This window comes from Actinoplanes sp. NPDC051411, from assembly GCF_040682075.1.
Lineage (GTDB): Bacteria > Actinomycetota > Actinomycetes > Mycobacteriales > Micromonosporaceae > Actinoplanes.
In genome coordinates this window covers 20,254-32,143 of record NZ_JBFBAD010000005.1, presented here as the reverse complement: position 1 = coordinate 32,143, position 11,890 = coordinate 20,254, and the positions used below count along the sequence as shown (strand labels likewise).

Sequence of the window (11,890 nt, the reverse complement as noted above, 5' to 3'; positions counted from 1 at the left end):
CGCAACGTTGCGTCTACTCAAGGGCGGGTTAGGGTGGGCCATGCATCGCGGGAACCGGCACGGGCGCAGCGAACAGGCGCGGCTCAGCGTGCTCGAGGCGGCCGACGACCTGCTGGCCGAGAAGGGGTTCGCGCAGCTCACGATCGAGGGCATCGCGCAGCGGGCGGGCGTGGCGAAGCAGACCATCTACCGCTGGTGGTCGTCGAAAACCGAGATCCTGCTCGACGCGTTCCTGACCGACGCGGTCGAAGATCTGAACCCGCGCGGCGCCGCCGACGTGGCCGCCGACCTCCGGCGGCTGGCCTGGTTTCTGACCCGGTCCGACGCCGGCGCGGTGTTTCGCGCGCTGATGGCCGAGGCGCAGCACGACCCGGCGCTGGCCGGGCGGCTCCGCACCGAATACCTCGACAAACAGAAAGAGCGCGCCGGTTTCACCGACGGCGCGCTCTTCGACCGGCTGGTCGGGCCGATCTACTACCGGGCGCTGGTCACCGGCGAGGAGATCACCGACCAGTTCATCGACGACCTGGTCACTGCCACGCTCCCGCCCTCATCACGCGTTTGACCTCGAGATCCTTCGACAGCACCACGAGGTCTGCCCGCAGGCCGGCCTCGAGCGCGCCGATCTCGTCGCCGCGGCCGAGCAGGCGGGCCGGGGTGGTCGAGGCCATCGCCACCGCGTCGGGCAGGGGGATGCCGGCGGCCACGGTGTTGCGCAGGGCCGCGTCCATGGTCAGGGTGCTGCCGGCGATCGAGCCGTTGCGGGCCAGCCGCGCCACCCGGTCGGCCACCACGACCGCCTGACCACCCAGGTCGTACTCGCCGTCGGCCATGCCGGCCGCGTCCATCGCGTCGGTCACCAGCATCGTGCGGTCCGGGCCGGCCGCCCGGGCGGCGAACGCCAGCGCGCCCGGGTGCAGGTGGATGTTGTCGGCGATCAGCTCGCAGACCGCCGGCGGGGTGTCGAGCAGGGCGATCACCGGACCGGGCTCGCGGTGGTGGATCGGCCGCATGCCGTTGAACAGGTGGGTGCCGACGGTCGCGCCGGCTTCGACGCCGGCGCGCGCCTGCTCGTACGAGGCGTCGGTGTGGCCGACCGCGGCGAGCACCCCGTGGTCGCGCAGGAACGAGATCGCGTCCAGGGCTCCGGGCAGCTCGGGGGCGATCGTCACCAGGCGTACGGTGCCCTCGGCCAGCTTGATCAAAGCGCCCAGCTCGTCCACCGAGGGGTCCCGGAGGAACTCCGGATTCTGCGCGCCGCAGCGCGCTCCCGAGAGGTACGGCCCCTCGAAGTGCACACCCGCGAGCACGCCCGCCGCGACGAGCGGGCGGAACGCGGCCACCGCGTCGCGCATCAGCTCGAACGGGGAGCTCACCAGGCTGGCCAGCATGGTCGTGGTGCCGTGGCCGAGGTGGAAGGCGGCCGCGCCCCGGGCCGCCGCGGCGTCGCCGGTGGTGAAGGAGTGGCCGCCGCCGCCGTGGCAGTGCAGGTCGACGAAGCCGGGCACGATCACGTCGTCGCCGGCGTGCCGGGCGTCCTCGGTCACCGCCAGGATCGCCGGGCCGTCGACCTCGACGTGTCCGGGCACGACGGCTCCGGGTCGGACGATCCGGCCGCTGATCCGTGTCATGCCTGCGTCTCCTTCAGATGGTCGAGTGCCAGCAGGGCCGCGCCCCGGCACCCGGCGGTGTCGCCGAGCTCGGCGCGGACGATCTCGGGCCGCCGATGGAACGTGATCTTCTGCTCGAAGGCCGTCTTGACCGGTGTGAGCAGCGCGTCACCGGCTTCGGCGAGCCCGCCGCCCAGCACCAGCACGCTGACGTCATAGAGGCCCTGACAGGTGACGAGGCCGTCGGCGAGCGCGTCCACCGCCTCGTTCCAGACCGTCTCGGCCAACGGCTCGCCCTCGCCGGCCCGGGTGACCACATCAAGGGCCGTCGCGCCCGAAATCCCCGATAATTCGGCATAGCGGCGGCCGATCGCCCGGGCCGATGCGATGGCCTCCAGGCAGCCTTTGCCGCCACACGCGCAGGGCGTGCCACCCGGTCGCACGATGATGTGTCCGACCTCGCCCGCCGCCCCGTGCGCTCCGGCATATCCGGCGCCGTCGAGCACGAACGCCGCCGCGATGCCGGTGCCGATCGCGACGAACAGGACATGTCGCTGCCCCCGCCCGGCGCCGAGGCGGGCCTCGGCGATCCCGCCGACCCGCACGTCGTGGCCGAGCGCGGCGGGCAGGCCCAGCTTCTCCGACAAAAGGGCTCTCAGGGGTACGTCGCGGAAGCCGACGTTCGACGACCAGACCGCCACGCCGTTCTCCTCGTCGACCACGCCCGGAACCGCGACACCGACCGCGACCGGCTCGAGACCGTCGGCTCTCGCCCGGTCGGCCAGGCCGGCCGCGACGTCGATGATGTTGGCGGTCACCGCCTCGGGACCGCGCTCGGCCAGGGTGGGATGACGCTCGGAGTGATAGACCGTGCCGTCCGGGCGGACCAGGGCGCATTTCATGCCGGTTCCGCCGACGTCCAGGGCGACGACGACCGGCTCGCTCACGTCAGGACGACCGAACGGGTCAGGTGGCGGGGATGGTCCGGGTCGAGGCCCTGGCTGGTGGCGAGCAGCACCGCGACCCGCTGAGCCAGCACGAGGTCGGCCATCGGGTCGATCGGGGCGCGGCCACCGCACCACTTGCCGAGCGAGCCGTAGCCGCCGTGATGCCGGCTGTGCACGAACAGCGCCCCGGTCGCCTCGACGTCGTCGGCCAGCCCGGCCGGGATGTCACCGAACGCCCACACCACCCGGCGCGGCCCGGCGATCGCGATCGGGCCGTGCCGGTAGTCCATCGCCGGATAGGCCTCGGTCCAGTACGCCGCGGCCTCGCGACACTTCAGCGCGGCCTCCTCGGCCAGTCCGACCGTCCAGCCGCGGCCGAGAAAAGTGATCTGCTCGGCCAGCGCCGGGTGCACCGGCAGCGGCACCCGCACCGCGACCTCGGCGTCGGACGCGATCGGGTCGATGTCCTCCCCCAGGTGGGCCCGGAGCAGGGCAAGCGCGCTGGTGGCGAACCGGGTCTGCACGACCGACCGCTCGTCGGCGAAGTCGAGCACGATCGCGTCGGTCGCCAGGGCCGCGGCCGGCTGCGCGGGGTCGGCGGTCAGCACGGTGGTCGGCGTCCGGTCGTCCAGCTCGCGCAGCAGGTCGACGATCTCGGTCGTGGTGCCGGAGCGGGTGATCGCGACGACCCGGTCGTACCGCCGCCGGCGAGGAAATTCGGAAGGCTGGAAGGCGTCGGTCTCGCCCTGGCCGAAACTCTCGCGGCGGGCCGCGTACGCCTTGGCCATGAACCACGACGTGCCGCAGCCGACCACCGCGACCCGCTCGCCCGCGCCGGGCAGGCCCGGCGCGTCGGCGGCCTTGGCGGCCAGGCGCCAGCAGTCGGGCTGGCTGGCGATCTCCTCCTTGACGAACGTCATGGGCCACCCTTCCGGCGATTTCCTCGCTCCGTGCGCATAAGCGCTCGGTTCTCACTACTTTCGAGCGTCATTCTGCGTGGAGGCTCGGCGTCGATGCAACAGCCTGATTTTTCTTGTGCGCAGCCCCGGCCTTTGCTTTGGGGGGCTTTCGCGCACTAATGTGCACACACTTATCACGGAGCGAGCAGCAGGGGGTGACGGTGGACCGGTACGCGCGGTGGAATGCCCTGCTCGAGCTACTGGCCGAGACCGGCCGGGTCAGCGTCGAGGACGCGGCCGACCGCCTGCACGTCTCCCAGGCCACCATCCGCCGCGACTTCGACCAGCTCGCCCAGCAGCAGATGATCACCCGGACGCGCGGCGGCGCGGTCGCCAACGGCGTCTCCTACGACCTGCCGCTGCGCTACAAAAGCGCCAAACACTCGGCCGAGAAGCAGCGCATCGGCGAGGCGGCGGCCCGCCTCGTCGAACCGGGCACGGTCGTCGGCCTCAACGGCGGCACCACGATGACCGAGGTCGCGCGGGCCCTGGCCGTACGCGCCGACCTGAACGCGGGCGGCGAAGGCTCCCAGCTCACGGTCGTCACCAACGCGCTGAACATCGCCAACGAACTGCTGGTCCGCTCCCGCATGAAGATCGTGGTGGCCGGCGGCGTGGTCCGCCCCCAGTCCTACGAGCTGGTCGGACCGCTCGGGGGCGCGCTGCTCAAAGAGGTCACGCTCGACATCGTCCTGCTCGGCGTCGACGCGCTCGACGTCGAACTCGGCGCCGCCGCCCACCACGAAGGCGAAGCGGCGATGAACAGCCTGATGGTCGCCCGGGCCAAACGCGTCGTGGTCATCGCCGACTCGTCCAAGCTGGGCGGGCACGCGTTCGCCCGCATCTGCCCGATCAGCCGCATCGAAACCCTGGTCACCGACTCGGGTGCCTCACCGGCGACGATCGCCGCCTTCCGCGAGGCCGGAGTCCAGGTCATTTCCGCGTAACGGTGAGCGGGCGCGGCCTTCCCGGCGTAGTACCGGCATGGACTTCGCCGCGTCCTACGAGAGCGCCCGGGACGACTGCCCGGACGGCACGGTTGTCCTGGCCATCCGCCAGATGTTCGAGGCCGACCAACTGACGGCCGCGCTGAAGAACGCCGGCATCCTGGCTTGGGATCGCGTCAGGCGGGGTCGAACTCGCCGTCCTTGACGCCGCCGACGAAGGCCGCCCACTCGCCCGTGGTGAACAGCAGGACCGCGCCGTCGCGGTCCTTGGAGTCCCGGACGGCGGCACCGCCGCCCGGCAAGTCGGCGACTTCGACGCACTGGCCGCCGTTCGCGTCACTGCGCGTGCTCTTACGCCATACCGCGTGAGTCAGGTCTGGGGTGTTCATGGCTCACTCTTCTCGAACTCGTCAGCTGCCTGTGAGATCAGGAGGCTGGATTCTGCGGGCCCAAGCGCCGCGGCTCGCAAGTCGTCCCACAGCCGAGAGTATGCCTTGACCGTTTCGGGCCGGTCGAGATAGTCGCCGGTCGTGAAGTTTTCCGTATAGACAACGTCCGACGATGCGTCGCCGCCGAAGCGCAAGATCGTGAAGCCGAACGACGCCGCGACATAACTGCGGGCGGTAAACGGCAGGACCTGGATCGAGACATGCGGCAGCGAGCGGCCGAGCTCAACGAGATGCCGCATCTGGTCCCGCATGGTCATCGGCCCCTCGACCGTGCGCCGGATCGCGGACTCGCTCAGCACGAAAGTCATCTCGGGCGCGCGAGTAGCGCATTCAGATCCATCGACCGCACGCCCGACTGGCCCAGCTCAAGACGGCTGATCTTTGAGGCTGCGGCGTCGATGACCAGCGCGGCCTCGTCCTGAGTCATCTTGGCCGCCTCGCGCGCCCGCTTGAGCGCGATGCCGAGCCGTCGCCGCTGGATCGTCGGGTTCGTCATCGAGGTCCTCCCTGCTCACTTTCAAGGCCAAACGGAGGTGGTGTCCCGGATGCGGCCTCACGCTGACCTGCCCGGGCCGATGCCTCGATTCGGCCCGGCAGTCATGACGCGCCAAGCGCTCGGCCGGCGGACGCCCGGTGCCTCGCTGCATCCGATGTTGCGCGGCGCGGCGGTCGGCGTTGCGCGAGTCGTCTATCCGGCGGGCGCGAGCTTTGCCGACCGCCCGAATTTGGAGCTCCTGAGCAGGATCGTCGACGGTCTGCGTCGGATGGATGAAGGGAGGTCTCGCGATGAAGCGAAGTGAACTGCTCCGGCGGATCCTAGCGCTGCCGGCCGACGCCGACATCGGCGTGCAGATCGGCGACGACCACCTCGACATCTCGGACGTCGTCGCGTGGGGGACGGGGCGTTCGGCGCGCTTCAGTGTCACCGTGCTGACCTTCGTGACCTCTTCCTGGCCTGGAAGCCAGCGCCTACCGGTCAGCCCATTTACCACACCGTCCATAATGGCTATATCGACGATGAGTAAAGCGTTGGTTCCGCTGCGTCCATCCTGCTTTAGATATTGACGGAGTTATCTATAGTCTCGCGAATGACAGCGGTACTGGAGATTTCTGGACTGCGGAAGACCTATCGCGGCCGTAAAGGGGTGCGGCAGGCCCTCGACGGGTTCGACATGGTCGTCGAGGCGGGGCAGGTGCACGGGTTTCTCGGGCCCAACGGGTCCGGCAAGACGACCACGTTGCGTACGCTCCTCGGGCTGATCAGCCCCAACGATGGCCGGATGGCCATCCTCGGCCGTGACGTGCCCCGGCAGTTGCCCGAGGTGGCGGGCCGGGTCGGCGCGATTGTGGAGAGCCCGCAGTTCTTCGGCAACTTCACCGCCAAGGACACGCTGACGCTGCTCGCCGACGCCGGCGGGATCGACCACAACCGGGTCTTCCAGGTGCTCGAGCTGGTCGGGTTGCGGGAGCGGGCCAAGGATCGGGTCAAGACCTATTCGCTGGGCATGAAGCAGCGGCTCGCGGTGGCGTCGGCGCTGCTCAAGGAGCCGGCGCTGCTGATTCTGGACGAGCCGGCGAACGGTCTCGACCCGGGCGGCATCCGCGAGATGCGGACGCTGATGCGCACGCTCTCCGAGTCGGGGATGACCGTGCTGCTGTCCAGCCACATCCTCGGCGAGATCCAGCTGATCTGTGACTCGGTCACGATCATCTCGGCGGGGAGGCGGGTCGCTCACGGGTCGGTCAGCGACGTGCTCGCCACGCACGAGTCGTCCTCGGTCAAGGTGCGCCTGGAGCCCGGCGTCGACATGCGCCCGGCGGTCGGCCTGCTGCGCGCCAACGGCGCTCAGATCACGGTCGAGACAGACCACTTCGTGGTCGGGAACGCCGGTAATCCGGCTCAGATCACCCGCTTGCTCTCCGAGCAACAGATCTTTGTGTACGAGTTGACGCCGCTCGCCGCCGATCTGGAAAGTGTCTTTCTGGAGTTGACCGGCACCGCGCCGGTCGAGGGCCGCAACCGTCAAGTCGACCAGACCGCGATGGCTCCGGCCGGGGGCGGGTGGGGCGAATGAGCCTCTATTCCGCGGAGACCCGCCGCCTGGTCAAGCGCCGCTTCACCCGCTATTTCACGCTCGGCGCGGTGGTGGTGCTGGCCGCGATCGCGGTCGCCATGTTCGTCACCAATCAGCAGATCGGGCCGGCTCAGGTCGCCGACGCGAAGGCGCATGCACACGCCGACTATCAGCGCAGCGTCGGCGAGGCGGCCGACTTCAAGAAGAGGTGCGAGGCGGCCAAGGGCACGCCCGACGCCTCGCAGTTCCCGCCCAGCTGCGACGACCTCGGCGCGCCGACCGAGGACAACTTCGACCCGCAGTGGTACCTGCCGGCCACGTTCGACTTCAAGAAGAAGTTTCCCGACCTGGTCACGACCCTCGCCGCCCTGCTGTCGGTGGTCGGTTTCGTGATCGGGGCGTCGTTCGTGGGCGCCGAGTGGAGCAGCGGTGGCATGGCCAATCTGCTGCTGTGGCGTCCGCAGCGGCTGCGCGTGCTCGGCACCAAGCTGCTCGCCTTCCTGGTCGGGCTGACCGGGCTGACCGTGCTGCTGTCGGCCGCCTGGACGGGCATCTTCGCGCTCGTGGCCAGATATCGCGGCACCAGCGCGAGCATGACGACCGGTGCCTGGAAGTCTCTCGCCATCATGGAGGCCCGCGGCCTGGCCCTGGTCGTGGTCGCGGGCGCGGTCGGCTTCGGCCTGGCCTCGCTGGGCCGGCACACCGCGATGGCCCTCGGTGTCGCGATCGGCGTGGCCATCGTCTTCCAGTTCGGCCTCGGCACGGCGCTGGCACTCGCGAAGGTCAAGTTCGCGGAGGCCTATCTCGCGCCGTTGTGGATCGAGGCCTGGATGAAACAGAAGTTCGTCGTCGAGGACTACGACGCCTGCAACTTCTCGGGCACCAACGGCTGCCAGCCCGACACGTTCACGATCACATGGCATATGGCGGGCTCCGCGCTGCTAGCGGCTTTTGTCGTCATTGTGGGGGCTGCTTTGTGGACTATCCGTAGGCGGGACATAACGTGATGTAACGTCGGCCGGGACTGCGAGGGGCGGACGGCGGCGATTATGCTGGCGTCCGCTCGTACATCTGTGCTTCCTGGGAGTGCCATGCAACCCGCCGAGGACCAGCAGCACATCCCGACTCCCCGCCCGCCCGACAAAGCCGCCGAACCGGACGCCGAGGCGCCGGCCGAGCCGGTGAAGAGTCCGGCGCTGTCCGATCGCGAGCAGCAGATCCTCGCGTTCGAGGCCCGCTGGTGGAAACACGCCGGCGCCAAGGAGCAGGCGATCCGCGACACGTTCGCGCTCTCGTCGACGCGCTACTACCAACTGCTCAACGGGGTTCTCGACAACCCGGCCGCACTGGAACACGACCCGGTGCTGGTCGGCCGCCTCCGCCGCCTGCGCTCCACGAGGGCCCGCACCCGCCGCCGCTGATCAACGCCCGGTCGGGGGCGACTCCAGTCAAGCCCGTCTCTATGATTCGGCCGTGGGTTGCCGTGGGGTGTTGTTCGCGCTGGACTCGTCACAGGATGCGGCGCTGGTCGCCACCCGGGACGACGATGAGGTTCTCGAGTTCGTGGACGCGCTCGAGGCCGCGTGGGACTGGGACTGGCTGTGCGAGGTGGACAAGGCCTGGGATGCCCTGCACCGCTGCCTCGGTGACGGCACCCTGGAGCTCGGCCGGTCCGGCGGCGACCCGCTGGCCCGGGCCCTGCTCGGCGGTGCCCACCACTACGAGGGCGAGGAATACGTCGTCGCCCACGTCCGAGCCAAGCAGGTGACCGCCGTGGCCGCGGCGCTGGACGGCCTTGACCAGGCGTGGCTGCGGGAGCGCTATGACGCCATCGACCCCGACGACTACGACGGGGTGCTGGACGACGGGGACTTCGAATACACCTGGACCTACCTGCAGGACGTGCGGAGCTTCTATCGGCGCGCGGCCGACGGCGGGCGCTCGGTCATCTTCACCGTCGACCAGTAGGTCAGCCGGGCTGGTGGGTGGAGGCGTACGCCGCCAGCCAGGCGACCTGACTCGGCTCGAGGGACGGCCGGATGCGCGCGCGGGCGGACGCCACATTGTCGGCCGTGACCGTGGTGGCCTCCAGGGAGTCGCGCATCGCGGCCAGGGCCGACTCGCGGATCAGGGCGGCGCAGTCGGCGGCCGAGAAGCCGTCCAGCGACGCCCCCAGCTCGGCCAGGTCGACCTTCGGGTCGAGCGGGACCGCTTTGGCCGCGGCGCGGAGGATCGCCGTGCGGGCGTCGCCGTCCGGCGGCGGGACGTAGACCAGGCGCTCCAAGCGGCCCGGGCGGAGCAGGGCCGGGTCGATCAGGTCGGGGCGGTTGGTGGCGCCGATCACCACGACGTTGCGGAGGTCTTCGACGCCGTCCAGTTCGGTCAGGAGGGCGGCCACGACGCGGTCGGCGGTGCCGCCGTCGTTGCCCTGGCCGCGGGGCGGGGCGAGGGCGTCGACCTCGTCGAGGAAGACCAGGGTGGGTGCGGCCTCGCGGGCGCGGCGGAACAGTTCGCGTACGGCCCGTTCGCTGTCGCCGACCCACTTGCTCAGCAGCTCGGCGCCCTTGACCGACAGCACGTTGGCCTTGCCGGTGCCGGCGATGGCCTTGACCAGGTAGGTCTTGCCGCAGCCGGGCGGGCCGTAGAGCAGCACGCCGCGGGGCGGGGAGACACCGAGCCGGGCGAACGTGTCGGGGTAGGTCAGGGGCCAGAGCACCGACTCGGTCAGCACCTGTTTGACCTCGACCATGTCGCCGACGTCGTCGAGGGTGACCGCGGCGACCTCCAGCGTGGACTCGGCCATCGAGGTGGGCCGCACAACGTCGAGCGCGGCCTCGAAATCGGCCATGGTCACGGTCGGCGATTCGGATTCCTTCTGCCGCAGGGCGGCGCGGACGCCGGCTTCCCGGGCCAGTGCGCCGAGGTCGGCGGCGACAAAACCGGGGGTACGCCCGGCGACGTCGTCGAGGCGTACGTCCTCGGCCAGCGGCATGCCCCGGGTGAGTACCACCAGCTGTTCGCGGCGCATGGCCGCGTCGGGCAGGGGCACGGCCAGCTGGACCGCGAGCAGGTCGGGCGAGCGCAGCGAACGGTCCACCAACTCGGGGCGGCTGGTCGTGCACACCACGGCCACCCCGGCCCGCACGGTCTCCGCGATCAGCTGGTGGAAGACCGTGGCCAGCGGGCCCGGTTCGTCGCGCGGGGCGAGCGCCTCGACGTCGGAGAAGAGCAGGACCGCGGGGCCGGCGGCGCGGGCGTCGCGGGCCAGGCCGCGCAGACGGGTGGCGGCGGAGTCGTTGGTGAGGGCGGCCAGCTCGGGCGACCACACCGGGAACACGCGGGCGCCGACCTGGGCCGCGACCGCGCGGACGAGGGCCGACTTGCCGGAGCCGGACGGCCCCGAGATCAGCACGCCGAGGGAGACCTTGGTGCCGATGCGGGCCAGCACCTCGCCGTGGTGGAAGCCGAGGTCGAGCAGTTCCTCCAGCTCCTTGGCCTGGGTCCGCAGGCCGGGCAGGTCGTCGAGGCTGGGCGGCGGCACGTCGGGGTCGGTCGAGGCGGGCGCGGTCGGCCGGACCGGGGCGACCGAGGCGCTGGAGGTGGTCGAGTAGGACGACTCCCAGCCGACCACGGTGTCCATCGTGACCAGGGCGGCGTCGGCGTCCTCGATCGAGAGCACGGAGAGCAGGGCGCTCGTCCAGCCGTAGCCGACCCGGTTGGCCAGCGAGCGCCGGGCGGCCTCGACCAGCGACCGGTTGGCCGCCTCGGGCACCACGTCCTGCGGGATCAGCGAGACGTCGTCGCCGGTGCTGACGACCTTGCCGAGCAGCGCGAGCCGCAGCATCTCGGGCGACACCACGGCGACGATCTCGGCCGGCCCGGTGAGGGTGACCCGGCGGGCCGCGACCACCTCGAGCGGCGTGACCGTGACCTGGCCGCCGTCGCGCATGCCGAGGTTCCCCAGGGTGAGGTCGTCGGCGTACAGAAGGGCACGACTGGCGCCGGCCTCGGCGCGGGCGGCGAGTCCGGCGGTGGTGCGCGGGCCGCTGAGGCGTACGGCGTCGCCCGGGTTGATGGCCAGGGCGGCCATCACCTCGGGGTGCAGTCGCACGATGCCGCGGCGGGCGTCGAGGGCGGCCGGCCGCAATGTCACGGTCAGCGTCAGTTCGTCAGCCACCGAGGTGCCTCCGTATGCACGTTTGTCCTAGGGTCACACGGTATCGCCGATGAGGGAGCAGCATGAGGCACCGTGTCGTTGTCATAACCACTGTGCTCGCGGTCGCCGTCGCGGCCGGATGCAGCCGCGACAAGCATGATCGCCCAGCCCCGCAAGCGCAGGCCCCGGTGTCGAGCGCGAGCGCACCGGCCGAGAGCACGACCACACCGGGCCCGCCGGCGACACAGGACCAGACGGGCGCGACGACGAAGACCGGCTCGACGAGCCCGACCGATCCGGCGGGCGCGGTCAAGGGCCATCCCCAGACGCTTCCCACCGGCACCGACATCAACGCGGTCGGCATCGGGCCCTACACGATCGGCCAGGAGGAGTCGGCGCTCACCACGGCGAAGCTCATCGGAGCGGTCAAGGCCGGCGCGACCGGGTGCGATTCGGGCACCGGCGTCGCCAAGTGGGGCAGCCCGACGCTGTTCCTGACGAAGGGCAAGCTCCAGCACGTCAAGATCACGACCGCGGCCGTGCGGACGACCGCCGGGATCAAGGTCGGTTCGAGCGAGGCGAGCGTGAAGACCGCGTACCCCCAGGGAAGCGTGACCGCCGGTCGCGCCTGGTATGTCCCGACCGGTGCTTTCGCCCTCCTCTTTCGCCTGGCCGGAGGCAAGGTGACGGCGGTCGAGGCCGGGCCTGCCTCAATCTTGGAGACCGGCGCGCCGGGCTGCTGAGAGG

At 70.8% G+C, this 11,890-nt stretch carries 16 protein-coding genes; 9 read left to right on the top strand and 7 right to left on the bottom strand.

Annotation, left to right across the window (positions count from 1 at the left end; all coding sequences use genetic code 11):
* Positions 1-40: 40 nt before the first annotated feature.
* A complete protein-coding gene (locus AB0M88_RS03985) occupies positions 41-565 on the top strand; it encodes a TetR/AcrR family transcriptional regulator (protein ID WP_364095002.1) in 525 nt (174 codons plus the stop codon).
* Here the strand turns inward: AB0M88_RS03985 and nagA are convergent.
* From nagA to AB0M88_RS03970, 3 genes are read right to left on the bottom strand one after another with little or no spacing between them, the layout of a single operon-like run.
* Positions 531-1,631: an N-acetylglucosamine-6-phosphate deacetylase gene (gene nagA / locus AB0M88_RS03980; RefSeq protein WP_364094999.1), complete on the bottom strand. Its 1,101-nt coding sequence runs from the start codon at positions 1,629-1,631 to the stop codon at positions 531-533. The two genes, AB0M88_RS03985 and nagA, sit on opposite strands and share 35 nt — an antisense overlap.
* Positions 1,628-2,557, bottom strand: coding sequence for an ROK family protein (locus tag AB0M88_RS03975; RefSeq protein ID WP_364094996.1), 930 nt, complete (start codon positions 2,555-2,557; stop codon positions 1,628-1,630). The genes nagA and AB0M88_RS03975 overlap by 4 nt, the downstream gene beginning before the upstream one ends.
* Positions 2,554-3,477, bottom strand: a complete 924-nt coding sequence (locus AB0M88_RS03970) for a sugar isomerase (RefSeq protein ID WP_364094993.1) — start codon at positions 3,475-3,477, stop codon at positions 2,554-2,556. Before AB0M88_RS03970 ends, AB0M88_RS03975 begins: the two co-directional genes overlap by 4 nt.
* Positions 3,478-3,677: 200 nt before the next feature.
* Here AB0M88_RS03970 and AB0M88_RS03965 point away from each other — a divergent pair, with 200 nt between their 5' ends.
* A complete protein-coding gene (locus AB0M88_RS03965) occupies positions 3,678-4,463 on the top strand; it encodes a DeoR/GlpR family DNA-binding transcription regulator (protein ID WP_364095296.1) in 786 nt (261 codons plus the stop codon).
* Between the two features lie 37 nt (positions 4,464-4,500).
* A complete protein-coding gene (locus AB0M88_RS03960) occupies positions 4,501-4,668 on the top strand; it encodes a hypothetical protein (protein WP_364094990.1) in 168 nt (55 codons plus the stop codon).
* Here the strand turns inward: AB0M88_RS03960 and AB0M88_RS03955 are convergent.
* The 3 genes from AB0M88_RS03955 to AB0M88_RS03945 are packed head-to-tail and all read right to left on the bottom strand — an operon-like array spanning position 4,640 to position 5,408.
* On the bottom strand, positions 4,640-4,852 hold the full coding sequence (locus tag AB0M88_RS03955) for a DUF397 domain-containing protein (RefSeq protein WP_364094987.1): 213 nt from the start codon (positions 4,850-4,852) through the stop codon (positions 4,640-4,642). The two genes, AB0M88_RS03960 and AB0M88_RS03955, sit on opposite strands and share 29 nt — an antisense overlap.
* Entirely contained in the window at positions 4,849-5,220 is a 372-nt protein-coding gene (locus tag AB0M88_RS03950) for a DUF5753 domain-containing protein (protein WP_364094984.1), read from the bottom strand. Before AB0M88_RS03950 ends, AB0M88_RS03955 begins: the two co-directional genes overlap by 4 nt.
* On the bottom strand, positions 5,217-5,408 hold the full coding sequence (locus tag AB0M88_RS03945) for a helix-turn-helix domain-containing protein (RefSeq protein ID WP_364094981.1): 192 nt from the start codon (positions 5,406-5,408) through the stop codon (positions 5,217-5,219). Before AB0M88_RS03945 ends, AB0M88_RS03950 begins: the two co-directional genes overlap by 4 nt.
* A 290-nt stretch (positions 5,409-5,698) precedes the next feature.
* On the opposite strand from AB0M88_RS03945, the gene AB0M88_RS03940 reads away from it, so the two are divergent.
* From AB0M88_RS03940 to AB0M88_RS03920, 5 genes are all read left to right on the top strand, one after another.
* Positions 5,699-5,977 carry a hypothetical protein gene (locus AB0M88_RS03940; protein ID WP_364094978.1) on the top strand — a complete coding sequence of 93 codons (279 nt, stop codon included), beginning with the start codon at positions 5,699-5,701 and terminating at the stop codon, positions 5,975-5,977.
* 23 nt (positions 5,978-6,000) lie between these two features.
* Positions 6,001-6,987 carry an ATP-binding cassette domain-containing protein gene (locus tag AB0M88_RS03935; RefSeq protein ID WP_364094975.1) on the top strand — a complete coding sequence of 329 codons (987 nt, stop codon included), beginning with the start codon at positions 6,001-6,003 and terminating at the stop codon, positions 6,985-6,987.
* Complete coding sequence (locus AB0M88_RS03930) at positions 6,984-7,994, top strand: ABC transporter permease subunit (RefSeq protein ID WP_364094972.1); 1,011 nt, start codon at positions 6,984-6,986, stop codon at positions 7,992-7,994. Before AB0M88_RS03935 ends, AB0M88_RS03930 begins: the two co-directional genes overlap by 4 nt.
* An 84-nt stretch (positions 7,995-8,078) precedes the next feature.
* Entirely contained in the window at positions 8,079-8,408 is a 330-nt protein-coding gene (locus AB0M88_RS03925; RefSeq protein WP_364094969.1) for a DUF3263 domain-containing protein, read from the top strand.
* A gap of 52 nt (positions 8,409-8,460) precedes the next feature.
* Positions 8,461-8,955, top strand: a complete 495-nt coding sequence (locus AB0M88_RS03920; protein ID WP_364094966.1) for a YfbM family protein — start codon at positions 8,461-8,463, stop codon at positions 8,953-8,955.
* Position 8,956: 1 nt separating this feature from the next.
* On the opposite strand, the gene AB0M88_RS03915 is transcribed toward AB0M88_RS03920, so the two are convergent.
* A complete protein-coding gene (locus tag AB0M88_RS03915) occupies positions 8,957-11,164 on the bottom strand; it encodes an AAA family ATPase (protein ID WP_364094964.1) in 2,208 nt (735 codons plus the stop codon).
* Between the two features lie 62 nt (positions 11,165-11,226).
* On the opposite strand from AB0M88_RS03915, the gene AB0M88_RS03910 reads away from it, so the two are divergent.
* Positions 11,227-11,886 carry a hypothetical protein gene (locus AB0M88_RS03910; RefSeq protein WP_364094962.1) on the top strand — a complete coding sequence of 220 codons (660 nt, stop codon included), beginning with the start codon at positions 11,227-11,229 and terminating at the stop codon, positions 11,884-11,886.
* Positions 11,887-11,890: the final 4 nt, after the last annotated feature.

Coding starts and splice junctions, on each gene's coding strand:
- AB0M88_RS03985 (WP_364095002.1), top strand. CDS start 41: ATGCATCGCGGGAACCGGCACGGGCGCAGCGAACAGGCGCGGCTCAGC.
- nagA (WP_364094999.1), bottom strand. CDS start 1,631: ATGACACGGATCAGCGGCCGGATCGTCCGACCCGGAGCCGTCGTGCCC.
- AB0M88_RS03970 (WP_364094993.1), bottom strand. CDS start 3,477: ATGACGTTCGTCAAGGAGGAGATCGCCAGCCAGCCCGACTGCTGGCGC.
- AB0M88_RS03960 (WP_364094990.1), top strand. CDS start 4,501: ATGGACTTCGCCGCGTCCTACGAGAGCGCCCGGGACGACTGCCCGGAC.
- AB0M88_RS03955 (WP_364094987.1), bottom strand. CDS start 4,852: ATGAACACCCCAGACCTGACTCACGCGGTATGGCGTAAGAGCACGCGC.
- AB0M88_RS03950 (WP_364094984.1), bottom strand. CDS start 5,220: ATGACTTTCGTGCTGAGCGAGTCCGCGATCCGGCGCACGGTCGAGGGG.
- AB0M88_RS03945 (WP_364094981.1), bottom strand. CDS start 5,408: ATGACGAACCCGACGATCCAGCGGCGACGGCTCGGCATCGCGCTCAAG.
- AB0M88_RS03940 (WP_364094978.1), top strand. CDS start 5,699: ATGAAGCGAAGTGAACTGCTCCGGCGGATCCTAGCGCTGCCGGCCGAC.
- AB0M88_RS03935 (WP_364094975.1), top strand. CDS start 6,001: ATGACAGCGGTACTGGAGATTTCTGGACTGCGGAAGACCTATCGCGGC.
- AB0M88_RS03930 (WP_364094972.1), top strand. CDS start 6,984: ATGAGCCTCTATTCCGCGGAGACCCGCCGCCTGGTCAAGCGCCGCTTC.
- AB0M88_RS03925 (WP_364094969.1), top strand. CDS start 8,079: ATGCAACCCGCCGAGGACCAGCAGCACATCCCGACTCCCCGCCCGCCC.
- AB0M88_RS03910 (WP_364094962.1), top strand. CDS start 11,227: ATGAGGCACCGTGTCGTTGTCATAACCACTGTGCTCGCGGTCGCCGTC.